At 67.0% G+C, this 22,645-nt stretch carries 26 protein-coding genes and 1 tRNA gene; 7 read left to right on the top strand and 20 right to left on the bottom strand.

What is annotated here, in order from left to right; genetic code table 11:
* Positions 1-46: 46 nt before the first annotated feature.
* Positions 47-826 (top strand): phosphate ABC transporter ATP-binding protein PstB, encoded by a 780-nt coding sequence (gene pstB / locus ABV606_RS08545; protein WP_281488493.1) that lies wholly within the window; start codon positions 47-49, stop codon positions 824-826.
* A 439-nt stretch (positions 827-1,265) separates the two neighbouring features.
* Here the strand turns inward: pstB and ABV606_RS08540 are convergent, their stop codons facing one another.
* Positions 1,266-1,895 carry a DNA-directed RNA polymerase subunit beta gene (locus ABV606_RS08540; protein WP_353987389.1) on the bottom strand — a complete coding sequence of 210 codons (630 nt, stop codon included), beginning with the start codon at positions 1,893-1,895 and terminating at the stop codon, positions 1,266-1,268.
* A gap of 50 nt (positions 1,896-1,945) precedes the next feature.
* Positions 1,946-2,317 carry a PH domain-containing protein gene (locus ABV606_RS08535; protein WP_353987388.1) on the bottom strand — a complete coding sequence of 124 codons (372 nt, stop codon included), beginning with the start codon at positions 2,315-2,317 and terminating at the stop codon, positions 1,946-1,948.
* A 149-nt stretch (positions 2,318-2,466) separates the two neighbouring features.
* Here ABV606_RS08535 and ABV606_RS08530 point away from each other — a divergent pair.
* Positions 2,467-2,542 (top strand) — tRNA-Lys (locus tag ABV606_RS08530).
* 338 nt (positions 2,543-2,880) lie between these two features.
* Here the strand turns inward: ABV606_RS08530 and ABV606_RS08525 are convergent.
* Entirely contained in the window at positions 2,881-3,519 is a 639-nt protein-coding gene (locus ABV606_RS08525) for a DNA alkylation repair protein (RefSeq protein ID WP_353988802.1), read from the bottom strand.
* A gap of 128 nt (positions 3,520-3,647) precedes the next feature.
* On the opposite strand from ABV606_RS08525, the gene ABV606_RS08520 reads away from it, so the two are divergent.
* Positions 3,648-4,028 (top strand): RNA-binding S4 domain-containing protein, encoded by a 381-nt coding sequence (locus ABV606_RS08520; RefSeq protein ID WP_353987387.1) that lies wholly within the window; start codon positions 3,648-3,650, stop codon positions 4,026-4,028.
* A gap of 62 nt (positions 4,029-4,090) precedes the next feature.
* Here the strand turns inward: ABV606_RS08520 and ABV606_RS08515 are convergent, their stop codons facing one another.
* Both ABV606_RS08515 and ABV606_RS08510 read right to left on the bottom strand, forming a co-directional pair.
* Positions 4,091-4,888 (bottom strand): ABC transporter permease, encoded by a 798-nt coding sequence (locus ABV606_RS08515; RefSeq protein WP_353987386.1) that lies wholly within the window; start codon positions 4,886-4,888, stop codon positions 4,091-4,093.
* The gene (locus tag ABV606_RS08510; protein ID WP_353987385.1) at positions 4,881-5,870 is read right to left on the bottom strand and encodes an ABC transporter ATP-binding protein; all 990 of its coding nucleotides are present in this window, start codon (positions 5,868-5,870) and stop codon (positions 4,881-4,883) included. Before ABV606_RS08510 ends, ABV606_RS08515 begins: the two co-directional genes overlap by 8 nt.
* Before the next feature lie 87 nt (positions 5,871-5,957).
* On the opposite strand from ABV606_RS08510, the gene ABV606_RS08505 reads away from it, so the two are divergent.
* Entirely contained in the window at positions 5,958-6,764 is an 807-nt protein-coding gene (locus ABV606_RS08505) for a TetR/AcrR family transcriptional regulator (protein ID WP_353987384.1), read from the top strand.
* Between the two features lie 33 nt (positions 6,765-6,797).
* Here ABV606_RS08505 and ABV606_RS08500 read toward each other — a convergent pair whose 3' ends face one another.
* The 14 genes from ABV606_RS08500 to ABV606_RS08435 all read right to left on the bottom strand — a co-directional run bounded on the left by ABV606_RS08500 (position 6,798) and on the right by ABV606_RS08435 (position 17,908).
* Positions 6,798-7,112, bottom strand: coding sequence for a DMT family transporter (locus tag ABV606_RS08500; protein WP_353987383.1), 315 nt, complete (start codon positions 7,110-7,112; stop codon positions 6,798-6,800).
* The gene (locus ABV606_RS08495) at positions 7,109-7,489 is read right to left on the bottom strand and encodes a DMT family transporter (protein WP_353987382.1); all 381 of its coding nucleotides are present in this window, start codon (positions 7,487-7,489) and stop codon (positions 7,109-7,111) included. Before ABV606_RS08495 ends, ABV606_RS08500 begins: the two co-directional genes overlap by 4 nt.
* Positions 7,490-7,564: 75 nt before the next feature.
* Complete coding sequence (locus ABV606_RS08490; protein ID WP_353987381.1) at positions 7,565-8,365, bottom strand: SDR family NAD(P)-dependent oxidoreductase; 801 nt, start codon at positions 8,363-8,365, stop codon at positions 7,565-7,567.
* Positions 8,362-9,219, bottom strand: a complete 858-nt coding sequence (locus ABV606_RS08485; protein WP_353987380.1) for an N-acyl homoserine lactonase family protein — start codon at positions 9,217-9,219, stop codon at positions 8,362-8,364. Before ABV606_RS08485 ends, ABV606_RS08490 begins: the two co-directional genes overlap by 4 nt.
* Positions 9,216-10,637, bottom strand: coding sequence for a purine-cytosine permease family protein (locus ABV606_RS08480; RefSeq protein ID WP_353987379.1), 1,422 nt, complete (start codon positions 10,635-10,637; stop codon positions 9,216-9,218). The genes ABV606_RS08485 and ABV606_RS08480 overlap by 4 nt, the downstream gene beginning before the upstream one ends.
* 75 nt (positions 10,638-10,712) lie before the next feature.
* Entirely contained in the window at positions 10,713-11,888 is a 1,176-nt protein-coding gene (locus ABV606_RS08475) for a diaminopropionate ammonia-lyase (RefSeq protein WP_353987378.1), read from the bottom strand.
* A 56-nt stretch (positions 11,889-11,944) separates the two neighbouring features.
* Positions 11,945-12,688, bottom strand: coding sequence for an SDR family NAD(P)-dependent oxidoreductase (locus ABV606_RS08470; protein ID WP_353987377.1), 744 nt, complete (start codon positions 12,686-12,688; stop codon positions 11,945-11,947).
* Positions 12,685-13,155: a GlcG/HbpS family heme-binding protein gene (locus ABV606_RS08465; protein WP_353987376.1), complete on the bottom strand. Its 471-nt coding sequence runs from the start codon at positions 13,153-13,155 to the stop codon at positions 12,685-12,687. The genes ABV606_RS08470 and ABV606_RS08465 overlap by 4 nt, the downstream gene beginning before the upstream one ends.
* A complete protein-coding gene (locus ABV606_RS08460; protein WP_353987375.1) occupies positions 13,152-13,379 on the bottom strand; it encodes a lipoyl domain-containing protein in 228 nt (75 codons plus the stop codon). The genes ABV606_RS08465 and ABV606_RS08460 overlap by 4 nt, the downstream gene beginning before the upstream one ends.
* 11 nt (positions 13,380-13,390) lie before the next feature.
* The gene (locus ABV606_RS08455; protein WP_353987374.1) at positions 13,391-14,413 is read right to left on the bottom strand and encodes an alpha-ketoacid dehydrogenase subunit beta; all 1,023 of its coding nucleotides are present in this window, start codon (positions 14,411-14,413) and stop codon (positions 13,391-13,393) included.
* Positions 14,410-15,417 carry a thiamine pyrophosphate-dependent dehydrogenase E1 component subunit alpha gene (locus tag ABV606_RS08450; protein WP_353987373.1) on the bottom strand — a complete coding sequence of 336 codons (1,008 nt, stop codon included), beginning with the start codon at positions 15,415-15,417 and terminating at the stop codon, positions 14,410-14,412. The genes ABV606_RS08455 and ABV606_RS08450 overlap by 4 nt, the downstream gene beginning before the upstream one ends.
* Positions 15,418-15,497: 80 nt before the next feature.
* A complete protein-coding gene (locus ABV606_RS08445; protein ID WP_353987372.1) occupies positions 15,498-16,295 on the bottom strand; it encodes an amino acid ABC transporter ATP-binding protein in 798 nt (265 codons plus the stop codon).
* Positions 16,288-16,956 (bottom strand): amino acid ABC transporter permease, encoded by a 669-nt coding sequence (locus ABV606_RS08440; protein ID WP_353987371.1) that lies wholly within the window; start codon positions 16,954-16,956, stop codon positions 16,288-16,290. The genes ABV606_RS08445 and ABV606_RS08440 overlap by 8 nt, the downstream gene beginning before the upstream one ends.
* A gap of 13 nt (positions 16,957-16,969) precedes the next feature.
* Positions 16,970-17,908: a substrate-binding periplasmic protein gene (locus ABV606_RS08435; protein WP_353987370.1), complete on the bottom strand. Its 939-nt coding sequence runs from the start codon at positions 17,906-17,908 to the stop codon at positions 16,970-16,972.
* 137 nt (positions 17,909-18,045) lie between these two features.
* Here ABV606_RS08435 and ABV606_RS08430 point away from each other — a divergent pair, with 137 nt between their 5' ends.
* From ABV606_RS08430 to ABV606_RS08420, 3 genes are read left to right on the top strand one after another with little or no spacing between them, the layout of a single operon-like run.
* Entirely contained in the window at positions 18,046-19,488 is a 1,443-nt protein-coding gene (locus ABV606_RS08430) for a gamma-glutamyltransferase (protein WP_353987369.1), read from the top strand.
* On the top strand, positions 19,485-20,768 hold the full coding sequence (locus tag ABV606_RS08425) for a M20/M25/M40 family metallo-hydrolase (RefSeq protein ID WP_353987368.1): 1,284 nt from the start codon (positions 19,485-19,487) through the stop codon (positions 20,766-20,768). Before ABV606_RS08430 ends, ABV606_RS08425 begins: the two co-directional genes overlap by 4 nt.
* The gene (locus tag ABV606_RS08420; protein ID WP_353987367.1) at positions 20,765-21,451 is read left to right on the top strand and encodes a GntR family transcriptional regulator; all 687 of its coding nucleotides are present in this window, start codon (positions 20,765-20,767) and stop codon (positions 21,449-21,451) included. Before ABV606_RS08425 ends, ABV606_RS08420 begins: the two co-directional genes overlap by 4 nt.
* A gap of 285 nt (positions 21,452-21,736) precedes the next feature.
* On the opposite strand, the gene ABV606_RS08415 is transcribed toward ABV606_RS08420, so the two are convergent.
* Positions 21,737-22,624, bottom strand: coding sequence for a bifunctional methylenetetrahydrofolate dehydrogenase/methenyltetrahydrofolate cyclohydrolase (locus ABV606_RS08415; RefSeq protein ID WP_353987366.1), 888 nt, complete (start codon positions 22,622-22,624; stop codon positions 21,737-21,739).
* Positions 22,625-22,645 lie beyond the last annotated feature (21 nt).

The following is a 22,645-nucleotide window of genomic DNA, read 5'->3' as shown; positions in this document are numbered from 1 at the left end:
GACGGCCAATGCCCGCGCGGTGCTGAACGCAAGCAAAGGAACCCTGTTGTCAAAGCGCATCGAAGTGAACGACCTCGACGTCTACTACGGCGACTTCAAGGCCGTCGAGGGCGTGACCCTGACGGTCGAGCCCCGCAGTGTGACCGCGTTCATCGGCCCGTCCGGATGCGGGAAGTCGACGTTCCTGCGCACCCTCAATCGCATGCATGAGGTGATCCCCGGAGCGCGCGTCGATGGTGAGGTGCTGATCGACGGCAGCAACCTGTACGGTCCCGGGGTCGACCCGGTGCTCGTGCGCCGGCAGGTGGGCATGGTGTTCCAGCGGCCGAACCCCTTCCCCACGATGTCGATCCGCGAGAACGTGCTCGCCGGCGTGCGGCTCAACAACCGCAAGATGGCCAAGTCGGAGGCTGACGACCTCGTCGAGAAGTCGCTGCAGGGCGCGAACCTGTGGAACGAGGTCAAGGATCGCCTCGACCGTCCGGGCTCGGGGCTCTCGGGCGGGCAGCAGCAGCGCCTGTGCATCGCGCGCGCGATCGCAGTGTCGCCCGACGTGCTGCTGATGGACGAGCCGTGCTCGGCCCTCGACCCGATCTCGACGCTCGCGATCGAAGACCTCATCGAGCAGCTGAAGAACGACTACACGATCGTGATCGTCACCCACAATATGCAGCAGGCGTCGCGCGTCTCGGACCGCACCGCGTTCTTCAACATCGCGGGCACCGGTAAGCCGGGCAAGCTCATCGAGTTCGACGACACCGACGTGATCTTCTCGAACCCGAAGGTGCAGGCGACGGAGGACTACGTCTCCGGCAAGTTCGGGTAGGCCCGGCCCCGGGCTCACTGGTCGGATCGGCGTTGAGCCTGCTTGGCTGCGCTCGACTCACGGCCTCATGGCTTCGTTCAGCGGCGCTCCGCGAGCAGCCCTCGTGAGAACCCCCGGCCACGGAAGCGGAACGTCGAGTCGTCGCTGACCGACGGCATCCGCTCGGATGAAGTCTGTGCCCGACCGCAGAACGCCTCTCGGCGCGAGGCCGCTCGAAGCGGCTAGTTTTGGAGCCCGGGGTTACTGCGGCCGGACCCGTCGAGTGTACGCGCCGCTTCTCAGTGCCTCAAGTCGCATGGATGCCGTGGGCCCCCCCTCAGAGCGGATGCTCAGGCGCTGCTCCCTTGGGCCCGCTTCGCTCGAGTCACCAACTGGTTATGGCGGCACCATGGGTGCAACCCGACGCCGTGCAGCCACCGCCACCCTGCGATGGCAGCCGTCAGTCCAGGCTGCCCTTGCGCCAGAGCCGTGCGCAATCTGCCAACTCGAGCGCGGTCGACGAGTACCGCAGGCCGCGCTGCGTGAGCGCGCTCGCCCGCTGAGGGTTCACCAGTTCCTGGTCGTCGGCCATGCTCGTGGCGCCGGCGCTCATCAGCCGGCAGAACGACACCGCCCGGTCCAGCGCCACCCCGAAGTCGCCGGTGAACACTCCCCGGAGGATGCGGTCGGCGAGCTCTGCGATCTCAGCCGGTCCGGTGGGCTGCTGCGCTCCGGCGACCGCCGCGTCGATGGTGCCGAGCACTTCGGTGCCCCGCTGGAACTGCACGCTCGCGTGCTCCGGGTCTTGGCGAACCGCGGCTCGCAACAGGTACAGCCGCCACAAGGCGCCGGGCAACGTCGTGGCACTCGTGCGAGCCCACAGCTCGGCGAGCGCGTCGATCCCGTGCTCGTCGGTGTAGGCGACGACGCGATCGATGATCGCCGGATCTGCGCCGTTACGCACACGCTCGAGCAAGGCGTTCGCCGTGTCGTGCGCGACGCGCAGCGTCTCCGCGGGGTCTTCCGCGCCCTGGTACGCCTCGAAGCGGTCGCCTGGCAGCTTCGTCGGCCGGTGGAATCGCTCGCTCACCGTTCAAGGGTAGGCGCGTACGCTCCGTGCCCGCTGGGTCTGGGGGCGATTCAGCCAGCCTGGAGGACTGCCCACGCAATCAGGCTGTCGAGGCGACGGACATCTGCCCCCTTGCCCAGCTTCACCTTGATGTGACCTGCGCGCGTCCAGAGCTCGATCTCGGCGTTCCAGTCGAGAGTGCCGGCGTTCTCCGACGACCACATGTTGATCGCGCTGTATGGCAGTGAGTAGATCTCCACCTTCTTGCCCGTGATGCCCTGGGCATCGCGCACGATCAGCCGCTTCGTGGTGAACGTTGCCGAGTCACGGAACGTCTTGAATGCGGCAACGGCGGTCTCTCCCTGAAGGAGGAGGTCGTTGACATCGGCGGGGATCGGGATCTCTTGCTGGAGGGTCCAGGTCAGCAGGGGTGCGGTTTCCATCCGTCGATGATCCCAAGGTCGCTTTCTGTCGCGCGGCCCCCAAGTTGGGGTGCGGCCTCCGCAATATTGCCGACGCGCGCGCGAGTGATCGCCTGCATCGGCGTGCCGACCGCAGGTTGACGGGATCGACTTGCGACTAAACTTGCGGCGGGCCTGTAGCTCAGCTGGCAGAGCAGCGGACTTTTAATCCGCGGGTCGCGGGTTCGAGCCCCGCCGGGCCCACCATGTGAGCGACCACCGCGTGCGCTGGAGTCGTCTCAGAGACACGAGACTGATGGCAGACGCCCCTGCTCGGCTCCACAGTGGAACAGCGCAAGCGCCCCGGAGGGGAGACCCGACCCCGTCGACGTAACCCGAATTCGTGCACAGGCCGGGCCTCCCCGAACGGCGGGGAGGGCCGGGTGCTTACCCGCAACCAGGCCGTGCCCGCCACTTCGCATGATGATCCCTCAACTATGCCGCCCGCAACCGGTGCATGCATGAAAGTTCGCCGTGCACGTCCCGGCCCGCACGGATGCCCCATAGCCCGCTCGACACGCGTCGCGTGACCACGCCTGCCGGTATCAGCCCTTTCGGCGCACCATCTCGGCGATCCACGTCGGTGCGTACGGGGAGGTGCAGTTCGGCGGGGTCGGGTAGTCCTTGAGCACCTCGAGGCGTTCGCCGATCCCGATCGCTCGGTCGCGCAACCCGGGATGTTCGATGCCGATCTGGGCCAGGCAGGTGTTCATGGCCCACTGCAGACGCTCGGGCGCGTCCTTCATCTCCGCCTCGATCGTGTCGAGCAGGCCGGGCAGATCAAGACCATCCGACTTCTTGACCACTCGCTCCGATGTCAGCGCCCAGCCGGCGCTCGCCACCACCGGGTCTGAGTCGGCGAACCAAGCGAGGCGCAACTCCTCGGCGTGAGGGCTCTTCTTCACGATGTAGTTCACGAGCCAGTCGTGCACTTTGGGAGCGCGGGCCTCGCGGAGCATGGCGTCGAGTTCGCCGCGCTCGAACGTCTTGGGCCGACTGACGAGAATCGCGAGCAGTCGAGCGGCGGTGTCATTCGTCTGCCAGAGCGCTCGAGCCAACTCGGGCTGCGCCTTGAGTCGCTTGGCGATGGCGCGCAACGCGCTGAGGTTCACTCCGTGGTCATCGCCGTGGCGCTCATTCACCGCCCGCATCCGCGAGTCTTCGAGCGCGGCGAGTTCGGCCATCAGATCGTCGACCGTCGAAGCGGCCAGCGCTGTCTCAGTCACACGCGTCTCCTCAGCTGCCAAGTGCCCGCGATTCAGCCAGGCTACTCGCCAAGCCTGCTTGAGTGGCCACTGCCTAGACTCTTCGCATGGCTGACTCTGCCCGCGTCGATGCGTGGATCTGGGCGGTGCGGTTCGCGAAGACCCGCTCGGCTGCTACAGAGGCATGTCGGGCAGGCCACGTGCGTATCAACGGCGAACGGGCGAAGCCGGCTCAGCGGGTGCGCTCGGGCGACGAGGTGCGCGTGCGCGTCGCCGGGGTCGAGCGGATCGCGGTGGTGCAGCAGACCATCAGCAAGAGGGTCTCGGCATCCGTCGCGGCAACATGCATGATCGACCTCACTCCTCCCCCGCCGCCCGCCGCGGAGCGCGAGCTGGTACCTCAGCGCGACCGGGGCGCAGGGCGCCCGACGAAGCGCGACCGACGCGAGATCGAGCGACTGCGCGGCCGTGGCGGACCGTCTCACTGAGCGATGAAGCCGGCGGTTCCCCGTCCGCCGGCACGAACGGGGAACCGCCCATCGACTCCGACTCAGGCGCGCCGGATGACCGCTCGAAGGCTCACGGCGAAGCCGACCACGCACCAGGCACCAAGCACCGCGAGATCCCAGGCCGACGCGTTGTAGCTGTCAGACAGCATGCCCGCGCGCAGCAGATCCGCCGCCGGCCGGAACGGCAGCACGTCGTGCACCGACTGGAACCATTCGGGCAATTGGCTGGCATGGAAGGTGATCGGCGAGAAGAGCATCACGAAGAACACGAGCACCTGGGTGACGAGCTGCGTGAGCATGGGAGGCAGTGCAAGCGCCAGCGCGTATCCCACCGCGGATGCTGTCACAGCCGTGAGCATCGACGCGAGGAGCAGCACGGGCCAGTCGAAGCTGAAATCGAAGCCGTACCGCCAGTGCGCGACGAGCAGCGCTACCGCCACGCTCGGCAGCGAGACGGCCAACCACACGGTGAGGTCGGCGAAGAGCAGCAGCGGGCGGGGAACCGGGAGCGCACGCAGATAGGTGAAGGTGCCGGTCGTGCGGGCTTGCGCCACGCCTTGCGACACCATCACCAGCCCCATGACCATCAGCAGCACGGTCGGCGCACCTGTCGAGAGGAACTTCGCCGACTCGACATCGATGCCCGGAATCAGAAAGCCGAAGCCGATGATGATGCCGGCTCCCAGCAGCGCCTGCACGACCACGATGAGCGGCAGCATGGCGCCGATCTGCGCGAGATTCCAGCGCAGGAGCATGGCGTAGCCCGTCCACGGACTCACTCGTGCTGGAACCGGGAGTGCACGTGCGGTGGGCTGCATTGCGGTGAGCGTGTCAGGCATCGATGGTCTCCTCAGAACGGTCTTCTTCGTTCGAACTGGTGTTGGCGGTGACCGCCAGGTATGCGTCCTCGAGCGTCGCCGGGGCGAGCGCGTACCCTTCCACGCGGCCCTGACCGCGCAGCGCCGCAGCCCACCTGACCGCCGACTCAGCGGCATCCGGCGCGATTGTGAGCAGCACACGTCGCCCGACTCGCACTCGACGTGTCACCGGCATCGGAACACCGGTCGATGGCAGCGTCGGGTCTTCGCCTTCCGGCGTCAACGAGAGCTCGAGGCGGAGTTCGTTGTCTCGGTCACCACGAAGTCGGCTCGGGGAGCCCGCAGCGACCACGGCACCGCGGTCGAGCACGACGAGGTCGTCGACGACGCGCTCGGCCTCCACCACGTTGTGCGTGACCAGCAGCACCCCGGCGCCTTCGTCTCCGAGCCGGCGCACTGAGGACCAGAGAAGGCGTCGTCGCGCGGCGTCGACGTCGTTCGTGGGCTCGTCGAGGATGATGAGCGGCACCCGCGCGACAGCGGCCATCGCAAACGCTGTGAGCCGCCGCACCCCTCCTGAGAGCCCGCCACCGTCCGGCATCGCGCGACGGTCGAGCCACTCGCCGATGTCGAGTTCGTCGGCGAGCTCGCGCGCCGCCCGCCGTGCGTCATTGCGAGACATCCCTCTGATGCGACCTGCGATCTCGATGGCCGCGCGAGGAGTGAGGCCGTCGAGCGGCGCCTGGCTCTGCGCCTGCAGCGCGACGCACCTGCGAGCGGCGGCCGGATCGGCGATCGCATTGATGCCGGCCACCCGAACGGCGCCGCTGTCTGGCTTGGACAGGCCGACGACCTGTGAGACCAGGGTGGTCTTTCCGGCACCGTTATGCCCAAGCAGCCCGACTACCTGGCCGGGCTGCACCGTCAAGTCGATCGCATCGTTCGCCACCAGTGCCCCGAAGCGCTTGGTCAGCGCCTCGACCTCCAGAACTGCTCTCTCCATACCGACCCTCTTTCAGATACCGTCGTTATTTCAAGTACTGACGGTATTTGACATACGCTCGGTATGTCAAGTCCGTATGATCGGCGTATGGAGTCGACGTCCTCGAATGCGGATGGGAGCGCAGGGCCCACCCGTGCGCGGACCGCGGGCAGCAGGTCGGCCCGGCAGCAGGAGACGCGCGAAGCGTTGGTCATGGCGGCGCTCGATGCGTTCACCCGGGTGGGCTACCACGCTGCCAGTCTCGACACGATCGCTGCTGAAGCAGGGTTCTCGAAGGGCGCCGTCTACTCGAACTTCGCGAACAAAGCGCAACTGTTCCTCGCGACGATGGACTTCACGATGGGTGCCCTGCGGAGCCGGGGCTGGGACCCCTTCGCCGCGGGGTCGGCGCCGGCGCCGGAGTCAGGCAACGGTGGGGCGCGTGCTCAGCACGATGCTGATCCCGAGTCTTCTGCGACGGGCTCCCCTGACAGCCTCGGCATGGGCGGTGCCGACACGAGCCCAGAGGAACTCGTGCGCGGCTTCGGCCTCGCGACCCTCGAGTTCATCGCGGCTGCCGCGCGAGATGAAGCTCTCACTGAGGCACTCCGGGAGCGGGTGCAGGTGATGATCGACGTCTACACCGACCTTGCGAGGGCCAATCGGCCTGCTGACGACGCGTTGCCTGCCGAGGATGCCGCGAAGCTGATGGCCGCGTTGGATCAAGGGGTTTCAGTGCTCTCCCTCAGTGGGATCACGTCCATCGATGGCGGCCTGGTGCGCGTCGGACTCCAGCGCCTGCTCGACCCCGGCGCCGCCGCATCCGCTCCCGCGCCCGAGCGCGATCAATCGTCGCCGCTGCTCGATGTCGACCGCGTGCGCACCATGATGGAGAACGAGTCGCCCAACACCTGACTCATCGGCCGCCTGCCGGGATCGCCTCGCGGCTCAGCCGAGCTCGACGAGCACAACGCCGGCGATGATGATGACGATGCCGAGCACCATCCGCTTGGTCAACGGTTCCTTCCAGATGGCGCGAGCCAGCACCGCAACAGCGACGATGCCGATCGCGCTCCAGACGCCGTAGGCGATGCCCACCGGCATTCCCGCTTCGAGGGTGAAGGCCAGGAAGAAGAACGAGGCGACATAGCCGACGACGACCGGCACGAGCCACCAGCGCTTGCGGAGCCCGTCCGAAGCACGAAGGCTCAGCGTCGCCGCCACCTCCGTGACGATCGCGAGCGAGAGCCAGAACCAGCTCATGCAGCGCCCTCTTCTGGCTCGACTGCCGGTTCTGTCCCCGGCGTAGAGGTTCGACGCAGCGGGCGCGACCCCATCTCGACGACAACGACTCCCACGATGATGAGCAGGATGCCGACAATCGCCGGCCCGCTCAACAATTCGTCGAAGAGCACCGCGGCGAGCACCGCCGTGAGCGCCACACCGCAGGCGCCCCAGATGCCGTAGGCGATGCCCACCGGCATTCCGGCGCGAAGCGCGAGCCCCAGCAGCACGAACGCGGCCGCATAGGTGACGATCACGACCGGCATCCAGACGGCGTCATCGACCGTGGCCCTCAACGCGAGCGTGCCCACAACCTCGGTGAGGATCGCGGCCGACAGCAGCAGCCAGCGCTTCAATGAGACCGCCCCGACTGTAGTTGCACGTCCACGACGCGAGACTACAGCCGGGGCCGTCATCGCTGCGATCCCGCGTTAGCCCACCTGCCACCCTCCGTCGACGACAAGGTGCTGGCCCGTGACGTAGCGACTGAGATCGCTCGCGAGGTACATGAACGTGTCGGCCACCTCCTCCGCGGAACCAAGACGGCCGATTGGGATTCGCGATTCGAACACAGCACGTTCTTCCCCCGCCGTTCGCCCAGATCTCTCCGCACGGCGCTCGAACAACTCGTCTAGCATCCGTGACTCGATCTGCCCGGGACACACGGAATTGACCCGGATGCGGTGGGGCGCGAGCTCCGCCGCCATTGACTGAGCAAGGCCGAGGACGCCGAACTTGGACGCAGAGTACGCGGCATTGCCTTGCCCGCCCCGCACTCCGAAGAGCGACGAGGTGAAGATCACACTGCCTGGCTGGCCGGCCTGGCGCATCCGACGGGCAAACACCGTGGCCGTGGTGAACGCTCCGCCCAGGTTCACCCCGATGACGCGGTTCCACTCATCCTTGGTGAGTTGGAGCGCCGGCTTGAGCACGAGCACGCCGGCGTTGGCGATGACTGTGTCAACCGGTCCGATCGCGGCTGCGATGCGGTCCGCCGCGGTCTCCATCGACGATGTGTCGCCGACGTCTGCTGCGAGGCCTATCGCCGACGCTCCGTACTCGTCCTCCAAGGCCGAAACAATCCGCGCAGTCGCGCTCTCGTCGAGGTCGATCAGCGCGATCGAGGCGCCGTGCTCAGCGAATCGGCGAGCGATCGCGACGCCGATGGCGCCTGCACCGCCGGTAATCACGGCGCACTTGCCCGTCAGGAGCCCAGACCGTGTCGTGTTCACCGATGTCCTCCCCTCGGGTGCCTCACCGCGTTCACCACAACCTGGTCATGGCCCGGGATCAGTCGCGCTTGACGCTCCCGCGCAAGAGCAAGCAACCGATCGATCGATTCTGCCGCGTTCTGCGCGTCTTCATCGGTGCCGCCCGCGCAGGACCCGCACGGCGTGTGGTCGAGGAAGTTCTGCGCGAGATCGGCGGCGTCACCGGCAAACAACCAGCTGCCGCTCTCGGGCAGATCGACCAAGAGAGATTGGTGCCCGGGTGTGTGCCCCGGTGTCGACACCGCTCGAACTCCAGGCGCGAGCTCCTCGTCGCCGTCGATCACTCGCCATTGCGTACCCGGCGCAGTCCAATCGAGCGCATTGAAGCCCTCGGCGATCCCGACCGCGCCGCTCTGTACGAACTCGAGTTCACGGCGTTGGATCGCGATGGGGACACCCGCTGCCGTCAGCGTGCCGATACCGCCCGAGTGATCGACGTGCATGTGACTGATCACCGCGAGCGAGATGTCTGAAGGCTCGAGTCCGACCTGGGCCAACCCGGCAACCAATGGGTCGCCGGGCAGTCCCCAGTTCCAGTCGTCGGTCCGGGGCGGCTCCGGATACAGGTGCCACGGCACGTCGAGGTTCGAGGCTCCGACTCCCCCAGCCCTGTAGGCAGCCGTGTTCTCAGCCGAATGGTGCGAGGCCCGTGACATCCCCGTGTCGAACAGGACTCGCCCCTCGCCGGTCTCCACGATCACGCCGTAGAGCGGTTCCCAGTAGAGGTGATGGGGTCCTCCTGCGAGCGAGAGATTCTTCGATACCCGCTCGGCGCCGAACTGCACGACGAAGAGCCGGTCAGCGGTCCTGGTCAACGGCTCACCTCGGCGACATGCTCCGCTGTTCCCGCACGCCGGGGATTGCGGCGCGTGATCAGCAGGTAGACGACGCCGGTGACGATCAGGCCGGGGATCCACGAGAGGTCGGCATGCCCGAGCAGGGGGGCGGCGAACCCCTGGAACCAACCGTTGTTCACGAACGGCAACGCGGCGGCGAACCCGATGAAGTACGACAGCAACGCCTGCCAGTTGAACCCGTTGCGCGTCCACGTGGCGGGGTCGTTGTAGTACGCACCGCGTGGTTCGAAGAACGCCGCCACGTCGTAGCGTCCCTCCCGTACCCAGTAGTAGTCGATGAGGTTGATCGCGCCCCATGGCACGAAGCCGAGCAGCAGGAACGAAAGGAAGTTGCTCACATTCGCCGAGAAGTCCGCGGATGCGGTGAGGGCGATCAGGATGCCGAGGGCGAACGTCGGCAGCAGCATCAGAATGCGCACCTTCTTCGACGCCGCAACCTTCACGAACGAGGTGGCCGCCGTGATCAGATTCAGCATGCCGCCGTAGAGGTTCAGCGCGTTGTTACCGCCGATCGCGACCGCGGTGACGACCAGGATCAGGGCGACCACCCACCCACCGCCGAACAGATCACCGATGGAGGCCATGGTGTCGTTCGGGTCGAACTGAATCGCGAGGGCCACTCCGAGCAGCTGCGTCCAGAAGGTGCCGAGAAACGCGCCCGCGAAGGTCCAGTTGAACGCAGCGGTCGCCTTGGTCTCGACTGGGAGGTACCGCGAGTAGTCGGAGACGTACGGGGCATAGGTGAGAAGGAAGGTCGCGATCAAGCCGAACGCGGTGAAGAACGGTCCCGGTGCGAAGTCCGCAATCGTGAACTCGATGCCGCCGTGCAGTGCCGAGGCGGCGGTCACCACGACGACTGTGATCGCGAGGGGCCACATCGCCCAGCGTGCCGCGACGTGGATCGCCCGGTAGCCGATCAGCGACAGTCCCAGGCTCAAGAGCGCGACGATGATGATGGCGAGACTGAGGTCGATGCCGGGTGCTGCCGCTGTGAGCGCCTGGCCTCCGATGACCGCCGTCGTGGCGAAGAAGCCGAGATAGAGGAACGCGGCCAGTGCAACGGGCAGCATGGCGCCGTAGAAACCGAACTGGCCGCGGCTCTGAATGAGTTGTGGCACGCCCAGTTTGGCGCCTTGGATCGAGTGCAGCGCCATGAACACTCCACCGGCGATGTTGCCGAGCAGCACGGCGACGAGAGCCCAGAAGAAGTTGTTGCCGACCACGACCGCGAGCGCACCGAAGAACGCATTGCCGACGTTGAGATTCGCCGAGAACCAGACCGGGAACAGGTCACGGGCGCGCCCGTGCCTGTTCGCCGGGTCGATCACATCGACGTGCTGTACCTCGATCGTCGAGGACTTCGTCGTCTCTGACATGTCGAGTTTCCTTTCGTTGGAGTGACTGGTGATTGCGGTGCGTTGAAGTTTCGCCGCATGCCGACGGCTCAGGTGTCAGACAGCGGCGGTGGCGGCGAGCGTCTCGGGTCGCCGACCGACCACGCGCTCATAGTTCTCCGGGTCGGTTGCGCCCTCGGTGTTGACCAGGAGCACGACGGCGTCGGGGTGGAGGCCGACCGCGCTTCGCTCTTGCGCGGTGCCGTGCTCGGCGATCTCGATGAGCCCGGCAAGGCCCGCAGCGCCGGATTCACCCGATACGACACCGGCTCCGGCGAGCGCCCTCATGGCCTCTTCGGCCGCGGCGTCTTCGACGGCAACGAACGTGTCGGCGGCGACGACGATGTCGTTCCACGCGAGGATCGACGGCAGACCGCAGTTCAGACCCGCCATGGTCGACGGGTGCGGGCCTGGCACCTCGGTCGGCTCGCCGTGCTGGGCAGAGACCAGCAATGAGTTCGCGCTGGTGGGCTCGACGATCACGGTGCGGGGCGCGTTCTCGCGCGTCGAGGCTCGGTAGTGCCGGAGCGCGGCGGCGGCGAAGGCGCCGACTCCCGCTTGCATCGCCACCACGGTCGGTTCGGGAAGACCCCGACTCGACACCGCGTCGTCGACCTCGGCGAACAAGGTCGAGTAGCCGTCGATGACGGAGGCGGGGATCTCCATGTACCCCTCCCAGGAGGTGTCGGAGACAACGAGCGTGCGGTCATCGGCATCTTCGGCCGAGCGCGCGATCGCGTCGTCGTAGGTACCATCGACCACGACCACGGTCGCGCCCTCGGACTCGATATCGCGGATGCGGGAGTCGGCCGTGCCCGCCGGCACATAGATCGTGCAGGCAACCCCGAACAGTCTCGACATGTACGCGATACCCCGGCCGTGGTTTCCGTCGGTGGCCGCAACGAGACGGTGTGCGTGCGGCTGGGGGATGCGCTCGCGGATCTGCTCGGGTGAGAGCAGTTCATCGGTACCGATCCACTCGCGCGCCACGGCTCGTGACGAGGCCCATGAGGCGCCGAGGAGCTTGAACGAGGGCAATCCCATGCGCGACGACTCATCCTTCACATAGACGCGCGCCACTCCGAGCCGCTGGGCGAGGGCAGGAAGCTCGCGCAGGGGTGTGGGCTCGTAGCCGGGCATCGTTCGATGGAAGTCGATCGGCATAGGCGCGATGGAGGGCGCGGGGGCCAGCCGCTCGGCGGCGCGAGGATTGACGAAGACCTGGTGCGTCATCTGACGGCTCCTTCTGGTTGTTGCGAGGTGGTTGGGTGTGGATCGGCGGCGACCGTTCACACGGCGGTATAGCCGCCGTCGACGACGAGCGCTTGGCCGGTGATGTACGACGCGGCGGGTGTTGCGAGAAAGAGCACGAGGCCGGACACGTCATCGGGCACCGCCTGGCGGCGCAGCGGAATGCTGTCGACCAAGCGCTGGAGCGCAGCATCCGGATCGTCCTGGTGCGACCAGAACCCGTCGTTGAACGTGGTGTCGACCCAGCCCGGGCACACGGCGTTCACCGTCACACCAGCTGGCCCGAATTCGTCAGCTAGCGCACGCACGAGTCCGAGGACGCCCGACTTGGTCGCGTGATACGCGGGCATGCCCGCGTGCCCACGGAGGGCGCCCGTCGAGGCAGTCACGATGAAGCGGCCATGCTCGGATGCCGAGAGCGCTGCCTGTGCCGCCTGCGCCATCAGGAAGGGACCGCGAAGGTTCACGGCCGCGGCAAGATCCCAGTCCTCGACGGTCCAGTCGGCGAGGGCGCGCGCTTGGAGCACGCCAGCGTTGTAGAACACGACGTCTACACCGCCACCGAACTCGACAGCGGCGGCGACAGCCTCCGCGGGGGCGGCCGTGTCAGACAGATCGCACTCGATGAAGCGCGCTGCCCCCGGGCCGGGTTCCGCGACCAATGCGCCGCCTGCGTCGACGTTCCGGTCCGCGAGCGTGACTGTCGCGCCGGCACCACGGAAGCTCCGCACGACGGCGGCACCGATGCCGGTCGCGCCGCCAGCGACGAGCACCGATGTCATGCTGCTGCCGCTTCGACTCCGGCGGCTGCTGCGGCAGCGAGCGCGCACTCCTCGTCGACGGTGGAAGCGGCGCCGCTCACGCCGAGCGCCCCGATCAGCTCGCCGCCGTCGAAGATGGGGACGCCGCCGGGGAACACGATCGCTCGGCCCCCCAGCGCGTGCGCCAGGCCCCAGTCCCCGCCTCCAGGAGCTGAGCTCGCGGTCCATGCGCTGGTCGGATGTCCGAACGCGGCAGCAGTGAACGCTTTGTCGGTCGCGATGGACAAGGCGCCGAGCTGAGCACCGTCCATCCGCGCTGACGACACGAGGTTTCCGCCGCGATCGACCACGGCCGCGGCGAGGGCGATGCCGCGTGTCGAGCACTGCTCCCGCACTCCGGCGAGCAGTACTAGCGCCAGGTCCAGAGACATGTCGGGCTTGTTCACCAGCGGCTTCGAGATCACCGCTGCGACGGGACCGGTGCTCACGACAGCCGCGCGATGACCGAGCCGACCTCGGCGGTTTCACCGGCCGGCACAAGGATCTCAGCGATCGTGCCGCTGCCGGGTGATTCCACTTCGGTCTCGACCTTCTCGGTCTCGATCATCACCAACGCCTGGCCCTCGGTGACGGCATCGCCGACAGTGACCAGCCACTCGGCGATGACGCCTTCTTGCATCGACATTCCCCACTTGGGCAGAATCACATCCATTTCCGGTCCTTTCAGTTCGCGAGTGTCGTGCGGATCGCACGCTCGATGTCGTCGTCGTCCACCAGCACCCGCTGCTCCAGCGGCGGCGTGAAGGGCACGGGCACGTCTTCCCACGCCACGCGCTGCGGCGCGGCGTTGAGCACGTCGTAGGCCGTCTCCACGACAGATGCGACGATCTCGCTGGCCGCGGAACAGGTCAGCCTGGCGCTGTCCACGACCACGAGACGGCCGGTACGAGCCACCGACTCAAGGATCGTGTCGAGGTCGAGCGGTGCGAGGGTGCGCGGGTCGACGACCTCGACCGAAATGCCCTCGCCCTCCAGCTTGCGCGCGACGCGGAGCGCGCGAGGGACCGTGGCGCCGATAGCCACGACGGTCACATCCGTACCCCGCCGCTTGACGTCGGCGACACCGATGGGCACTGTGTAGGCCTCCTCGGGCACGTGGCCCTTGGTGCCGCCGAGCACGAAGTCCTGCAGGTACACGACCGGATTCGGGTCGCGGATCGCCGACAGCATCAGGCCCTTGGCGTCATATGGCGTCGACGGCATCACGATTTTCAGGCCAGCGACGTTCATGAGCATCGGATGCGGGTTCTCCGAGTGCTGTGCGGCACCTGAACCGCTCGGCCCGGTGGCCGTGAAGTACACGATCGGCAGCTCGACCTGCCCACCCGACATGTAGCGCAGTTTGGCCGCCTGGTTCGCGAGCTGGTCCATGGCTACGTAGAAGAACGAGCCCACCATGAGGTCCACCACCGGACGCACGCCGGCCGCTGCCGCGCCCACACAGGCGCCGACGAAGGTGGCCTCCGAAATCGGCGTGTTCCGCACCCGCGGTTCGCCGAACTCCTCGACAAGACCGCGAGTGGCACCGATCACTGAACGTTGCACGTCTTCGCCGAGCACCATCACCGTCTCGTCTTCGCGCATCGCGGCCTGTAGACCCTCTTTCATCGCATTGATGAAGTAGACCTGGCGCTCCTGCGCCTGCGGCTTCGCGGCCTGCGCGGGCGCGGCAGTGGCCTGAGTCATTTCGCATCTCCTGTCGTGGCGGTGGCGAAGAGGTGCTCGAGCGCTTCTTCGGGGTCGGGGAAGGGGCTCGCTTCAGCGAACTCGACGGCGCGGTCGACGGCATCCGTCTCTTCGCGGTCGATGAGTTCGTACTCGTCGCGCGCGATCACGCCAGAGTCGACCAGGCGCTCGACGTAAGTGGAGATCGGGTCACGGTCGCGCCAGCTCTGCTGCTCTTCCGCCGGGCGGTAGTCGCCAGCGAAAGCTTCCTCGCCTTCGTTGTGTCCGTGCCAGCGATAGGTGCGCGCTTCGATCACGGTGGGCCCCTCGCCCCGCCGGGCGCGGTCGATCGCTTCTTCAGCCGCAGCACGCACTGCCTCGACGTCATTGCCGTCGATCTGCACGCCTGGGATGCCCATGGGCTTGCCGCGGTCGGCGATCAACCCGGCGGTGAGCTCTTCGGTAGGGGTCCACTCGGTGTAGCCGTTGTTCTCGCAGACGAAGATCACCGGCAGCTTCCAGATCGCGGCGAGATTCATCGACTCGAAGAACACACCCTGGTTCGACGCGCCATCACCGAAGAACACGACCGTCACGGAATCGCGGCCCAGGTGCTGGTCCCCGAGCGCCGAGCCGGTGCCGATCGGGATACCGCCGCCCACGATGCCGTTCGTGCCCATGATGCCGAGTTCGAAGCTGACGATGTGCATCGACCCGCCCTTGCCTCGGCAGTAGCCGTCGACGCGCCCGAAGAGCTCGGCCATCATCCGGTCCACCTCGGCACCCTTGGCGATGAGGTGGCCATGGCCGCGGTGGGTCGACGTGATGCGGTCGTCTTCACGCAGCGCGGCGCAGACGCCGACGGCGACCGCCTCCTCGCCGAGGTACAGGTGCACGAAACCGGGAAGCCGGCCGCGCTTGAACAGCACGGCCAGCTTCTCTTCGAAGCGGCGGATGCGCACCATCTGGCGCAGCATCGACCGTGCCTCCTCCGCGGGGCGGGAGGCGAGTGCGGTACTGGTCACATCGGTTCCTTTCTTCAGATTCGAGGTCGTCGCGCGCGAACCATCGGAGCCCGAGGTCTCGCCCGGCGCGTTGGGGGCCATCAAGCGTCCTCTCCCCAGAGAACGAGGTTCAAGAAGCGCTGCAGACGTTCGGTCTTGGGATACGAGAGGACCTCTCGAGGGTCGCCCTGTTCCACGATCACGCCACCGTCGATGAACACGACCCGATCGGCCACACGCTTGGCGAATCCCATCTCGTGCGTGACGATGACCATGGTGCGGTGCTCGGCAGCGAGCGCCCGCATGGTGTCGAGCACCTCGGCTCGCAGTTCCGGATCGAGCGCCGAGGTCGGTTCGTCGAAGAGCATGACCTTCGGATCCATCGCGAGGCTTCTGGCGATCGCCACGCGCTGCTGCTGTCCGCCGGAGAGCTGAGAGGGCCGCGCGTCCGCGCGTTCGGCGAGGCCGACTTCGGCGAGCGCAGACATCGCTGCGGCGGCGGCATCCGCCTTGGAGCGACCCAGCGCGGAGCGTTGTCCTTCCATCACATTGCCGAGCACGTCCATGTGGGGGAAGAGATTGAACTGCTGGAACACCATGCCGATGTGCCGGCGAGCGCGAAGGAGCTCTTTGGGCTTGCGAGCGTCAAGCACCTGACCGAAGACACTGACTGTGCCGTCCGTGGGCTGCTCAAGGTTGTTGAGGCAGCGCAGCAAGGTGCTTTTTCCGGAGCCGCTCGGCCCGATGATGCAGACCACTTCTCCCTCGTGCACGTCGAGATCGACGCCTCGAAGCACGACATTGTCGCCGTAGCTCTTGCACAGCTCCTTGGCCGAGATCACCGGCGTGGCCGCCCGGTGGGGGCGCGAGGTCGTGAGGTCGAGATCGAGATCAGGCAAGGTTCAGCTTCCTGTTCAGCCGCTCGGTGTTGAGGGCGAGCGGCAGGTTCAGCACCAGGTAGAAGAGCGAGACGAGCAGCAGCACCTCGATCTGGCGGAAGGTGCCGGCTCCCACGTTCTGCGCAGTGTTGAACAGTTCGGCGACGCCGATCACCGAGATGAGGCTCGTGTCTTTCGTAAGGCTGATGAGCATGCTGCCGATCGGCGGCAGCATGCGCCGTATCGCCTGCGGGTAGATGATGCGGCGCAGGGTGCGCAGGCGAGGGATCCCCATCGCCTGCGACGCCTCCCACTGCCCCTTGTCGATGCTTTGGACGCCCGCTCTGAACACCTCCGCGAAGAAGGCGCCGTAGTTGAGGCTGAGCGCGATCACCCCGCTGGTGAACGCGCTCAGCGTCACATCGAACGCGATCGGGATGAGAAAGAAGACGACGACGATCTGGAACAGCAGCGGCGTGAGCCTGAAGAAGTCGACATACACCCGCGCGGGAACGCGCAGCCAACCCCTAGTGCTGGTCAGCAACTGCCCCGTGACCAGCCCGATGGCGAGCGAGATCACCGCCGACCATACAAGGATCTGGATGGTCAGGAACGCTGCCTGCATGAAGATCGGCAGGGCGCCCGGCAACCAGGAGAAGTCGAAAGAGTACTGCTGCAGCATCGTCTCGCTCCGATCAGCCCGCGATGTTCTGGTCGAGCCAGTACTGAATGCGCTCCTGCATCCGGTTCGACTCTCGCGCCTCGGCTACCCAAGCGTCGATGCACGACTTCCAGCCGTCATCGCCCTTCGGCAGTCCGAAGGCCACTTCGAATGGGTCGATGATCTCCGACTCGGATGCCGTGGGCGTCGTCACGCGCCCCTCAAGGCCGATCGCGGCCAACTGCGGGTCGGTGTACTTCGACAGCAGCACCGGCATCGGCGCAGCCTCGACCATCGACGCATCGGCTTGTCCCGTTGCGAGGAACTCGTAGAGCAGCAATTGCCCACGCAGCGGCGCATCGGAGATGGTCGCCTGCGGGATGTACTTCTCTGCGATCGCCTTCTGAGCGTTGCCGGTGCCATACACGAAGCGAACGCCGGCTTGATCGAGGTCGGCGATGGTCTGATAGGGGCTGTCCTCCAGCACATAGAAGAGTTGCCCTGACAGGTAGTAGTAGTCGCTGAAGTCGATGGCGGCTGCGCGTTCGGCGGTGATGAAGAGCTGAGCACCCACGATGTCGGCCTTGCCGGACTGCAGCGATGCCGTCATGATCCCGTAGTCGTAGTCCTGGATCTGGACTTCAACGCCGAGCAGGGCTGCAAGCTCTCGCGCATTGTCCGCCTCGACGCCCTGCCAGTTGCCGTCGCCGCCCTTGAATCCGAATGGCGGCGAGACACCGATGCCCCAGTGCAGCGTGCCGCGCTCCTGGATCTTGGCGACCGTCTCTGAGGCCTCCGCCGCGCACGCCTTGAGCACGGTCGACTCGAATCCCTCGACGAGGGGTGCCCCGGGGCGATCTTCGCCCTCGGCGTTCGGGCCTGCGGATGCCCCGCCACCAGCGCCTATCGCGCAGCCGGTCAGCAGCGCGGCTGCGGCCATGGCCGCGGCGGCGCCGAAAAATCTGTGCTTCATCCCTTGCCTCCAACTTCGTCGTTGCTGGCTTGCTTGAAAGAACATCGCTGCGGAGCAGCTCGGCCTGTTCTGCCGGATTAGATATCAGATATACGCTATAAGTGATTCACAGTCAACGATGACAGACGGGGGCGCTGATGCACGCTGGAACTCGAGGAGCGGTCTCCGCCGCCCATCCCCTCGCAGTAGAAGCGGCGCTCGACATGCTCGAGGCGGGCGGATGCGCGATAGACGCCGCCACCGCTGCGCAAGCAGTGATCTGCGCGGTGATGCCGCACTCGGCCGGGCTCGGCGGCGATCTGCTGCAAACCGTGCGACTGCCCACCGGGTCAGAGCACTCGCTCAACGCGACTGGGCGCAGCGCCCGATCCATGCCGTCTCCCCCATCATCCGACGGAGGAACGTCGGTCACTGTTCCGGGCGTCGTGTCGGGATGGGAAGTCGCGCAGCGACGATGGGGCCGACTTCCGTTGTCGGCTGTGCTCGAGCCGGCGCTGCGTGCCGCAAAGGAGGGCTATCGCGTCGATGCGATTCTCCATCGCAGCGCCCAGGACCAGCGCCGCAGACTCGAGCGATTCGGTGGCGGTGACTGGGGACTGCTGCACCTGGAACCGGGCGACCTTTGGCGGCAGCCGGAGCTCGCCTCGCTCATCGAAGCGATCGGCAAAGAAGGGTCGACCGCGTTCTACCAGGGTTCTGCTGCTCGCGCGGTGGCCGAGTCAGTAAGCGCACACGGCGGCAGTCTCGACGAGACAGATCTCGCTCGGCACAGCATCGACGTCACTCCGCCGGTGACCACTGCGTGGCGAGGCGGCCGACTCGCCGTGCAACCGCCCAACTCGCAGGGTGTGCTCCTGGCCATGGCGGCCCGCTGGTTCGAACAACGCGGAGTGGTTCCCGACGAGGCTCTCGACCACCTGCTCGTCGAGGTCACCGAGGCGGTGTTCGCGCATCGCGACAATGCGGGGCGAGGGAGCGCGCTCTTCGATGAGACGCTCGAAGTCGACGAGACAACAGCTGCTCGGCGAGGCGGCCCGCGCGCGTATCTGCACACGGCGGGCGTCGCAGTGGTCGACAGCGACGGTTACGCGGTGTCGTCGCTCGTGAGCGTCTTCGACGACTTCGGCTCGGCCGTCTTCGTTCCCGAACTCGGAATCTCACTGAACAACAGAGCAGCCGGCTTCACACAGGGCTCGAATGCTCCCCGGCCGAACGCCCGGCCCGTGCACACCCTGGCGCCGGCTCTGATCACCGACGCAACCGGCCGCACGACCGCTCTCGCTACGCCGGGAGCCGACGGGCAGGTGCAGACACTCCTGCAGGTCATGTGCCGCATGAGATTCCTGGGCCAGAGTCTGGCCGAGGCGATCGCGGCGCCCCGCTGGCGCAGCGAGAACGGCCTGCTGCTCATCGAAGCCGGCCACCCGCGACTCGATGCGCTCACTGAGCAGGGCCATCCGTGCACCGTGAGGGAACCCGGCGACGGGGTGTTCGGGGCGGTGGTGGCTGCCGGCTTCGACGATGAGGGACCGTTCGCCGAGGCCGATTGGCGGCGCCAAGTGAAGAGGGGGAAGCGATGAGCTTCAGCACGACGCTCGCCGAGAGCATCCGTCGTACCGTGGAGATCAGGCGGGAGGAGATGGTGGCGCTCTGCGGCCGACTAGTCGCCGCGCGCAGCGTGAACCCACCCGGCGACACCAGGTCGGCTGCGGCGGTCGTCCAGCAGGCGCTCGGGGATGCCGGCATCCGTTCTCGCCTGGTCCGGTCAGTCGAAAGCATGCCGTGCGTGGTCGCCGAGCTGGACTCAGGACGGCCCGGGCCTCACCTCGTGCTCAACGTGCACCTCGACACCATGCCGCCTGGCGACGAGGCGGCATGGAGTGTCTCACCATGGCAGCTGACGCGCCGCGACGGTCGGCTGTACGGCCTCGGCATGGGAAACATGAAGGGTGCGGTAGCCGCGATGGTGCAGACTGCGCGGCTGCTTCACGAGCATCGCGGGCACTGGAGCGGCAGGGTGACCTTCACCGCGGTGAGCGACGAAGTCGTCTTCGGCGAGCACGGTGCCGCACACTTGCTCGCGACGGTACCCGATATCGCTGGGGACGCCATGCTGTGCGGAGAAGGGCCCGGGTTCCGCCGGCTCAGCATTGCTGAGAAGGGTGTTCTCTGGCTCCGCCTTGCTGCCCAAGCTCGGGGAGGGCACTCTTCGGCCGTGACGCGTGGTTCCTCGGCCAGCGCGATCATCGCGGCCGCCGTGCTTGCCATCGACCGCTTGAATGGCGAGGTCGTTCCGCTTCCCCCTGATCTCGCGATACATGAGGACAGCCTCGACCCGTCGGGCAGTGTGCTGACCGCAAACGTGGGACTGGTGAGCGCCGGCACCTTCATCGGCCAGATTGCAACGGAAGCCGTGGCCGAGATCGACTTCCGGCTCCCACCTGGCACGACCGCGGATGCCGTTGAGCGGCGTGTGCGTGACATTCTGGCCGCGTCGAGTGACACCGCCGACGTCATCGTCGGCCGCATCAAGGCTTGGGACCCGAACTGGACCGCCATGCGATCGGAAATCGGAGCGGCATGGGAACAGGCGCACCGTCTTGTGACGGGGCGAACGTCTTCGCCGGCCATTCGACTTCCGGCAAGCGACGCCAGCCGCTGGCGCCGCCTGAGCGTTCCAGCTTTGTGCTACGGCCCGCAGCCCACGCTCTCGGCAGGCATCGACGACTACGCCGAAGAAGACGAGGTGCTGCGATGCGCCGAACTCTACACGCTCACTGCACTCGCCTTCTTGCAGGCGAGCGAACAACTGTCACCTCTACTATTGGATGAATTCTCACTCCCGGAGATGACGAAATGACCGTCTCAGCGCCCGACACACCACTCGCATCGCTGCCCGCATTCGGAACAGCCACGCTGCCGGCCCAGATTCACGAGTATCTCGAAGAAGCGATCATTCAAGGCGATATCGCGCCCGGATCGAGGTTGCGGGCCGACGAGCTCGCTGCGCACTACGGCGTCAGCCGTATCCCCGTGCGCGAAGCGCTCAGGTCCCTCCAAGAGGCGGGGTGGGTCGAGATCCGGCCTCGTAGCGGCGTCTATGTGCGTGAGCATTCGGAGGTCGAGCTGCGCGAATTGTTCGAAGCACGCGCGGTGATCGAGGCGGAGCTCGCGTCGCTCGCTGCACGCCGCCGAGACGACTCCGATCTGACGCTCTTCGGCCAGGCGATCGAACGGGCACGGTCTGCGGCGTCCGCGGGTGACGCGCTGGAGCTCGGGCGAGCAAGCGTCGCGTTCAACGCCGCGATTCGATCTGCCGCCGGCAACAGTGTGCTCGCCGCGGTGTCGCTCTCGCTCGAGAAGCGTGCGCGGTTCTACTTCTCGATGATCGCGGATCGGTTCGGATCGGATTGGGTGCACGTCGAGGAGCAGTTGGCCGCACATATCGCGAACCAATCGAGCGCGGCTGCGGCCGAGTGCCAGCGCGAGCATGTGCTCGCCACGGGAGCGGCGGTTCAGCGGTTACTCGAGGAGCGAGCCTGACTCGACGAGCTATCCCGACCAGCGCAGCGGGAGGGGCCCGGGCCCGGACCGATCAGTCCTGGTGGCCGCACCACTCAGAGGCGGGCACTTGCGCCTTCGCCTCTTCGATGTGCTCACCGCAGCCGGCCCACGTCACTTTGCCGCAGCGGTTGCAGGTGACTGGCTGACACATGCTGACTTCCTCTCGCGGGTGTGCCCGGCGGCATACCGCCGGATCGTCCGATCGAGCGTAACAGCGCCCGCTCCGCGTACTTTGCGCCGTCGCGGCTGAGGTGCCGGCTCGGCCTATGCGGCTGGTTGCTGCAGCTCGGCAGCCTTCACGACGTTGGCGAGCAGCATGGCGCGCGTCATGGGCCCCACGCCACGCGGGTTGGGCGACAGGTGCCCGGCGACGGATGCGACGGAGGGGTCGACGTCGCCGGTCAGCTTGCCCTTGCCGGTGGCGGAATCTTCGACGCGCGTGATTCCCACGTCGAGCACCGCGGCGCCGGGCTTCACCCAGTCGGGCTTGATGAGGTGCGGCACTCCCACCGCTGCGACGACGATGTCGGCCCGGCGCACTTCTGCGGCGAGATCGACCGTGCGCGAGTGCGTCAGCGTCACTGTGGCGTCGAGGCCCTTGCGGGTCAGCAGCAGGCCGAGCGGACGTCCGACCGTGATGCCTCGACCGACGACCACCACATGCCGACCCGCGATCGGCACGTCGTAGCGCTGCAGCAGCTCGACGATGCCAGCGGGCGTGCACGGTAGCGGCGAGTCGAGCTCGCCGGCGACGCCGAGCACGAGGCGGCCGAGGTTGGTCGGGTGGAGGCCGTCGGCATCCTTCGCCGGGTCCATCGCCTCGAGCGCGGCGTGCTCGTCGAGGCCGCGCGGCAGCGGAAGCTGCACGATGTAGCCGGTGACGGCCGGGTCGCTGTTGAGCCGGTCGATCGCGGCACGCACATCGGCATCCGTCGCCGTGGCCGGCAGATCGACGCGGATCGATTCGATGCCGACTTCGGCGCAGTCGCGGTGCTTGCCGGCGACATACGAACGCGATCCAGGGTCGTCGCCCACGAGAAGCGTGCCGAGGCCTGGCACGACACCGCGCGCCCGCAGGGCCGCGATGCGCGACGCCAGCTCCGACTTCACGGCCGACGCGGTGGCGACGCCGTCGAGCGTGATCGCGGTCATCGGCTCAGCCTCCTGCACTCG

The sequence above is a fragment of the Ruicaihuangia caeni genome, assembly GCF_040536845.1.
Lineage (GTDB): Bacteria > Actinomycetota > Actinomycetes > Actinomycetales > Microbacteriaceae > Ruicaihuangia > Ruicaihuangia caeni.
The sequence above is the reverse complement of the archived record's forward strand: the minus strand, read 5'-3'. Positions and strand labels throughout refer to the sequence as shown.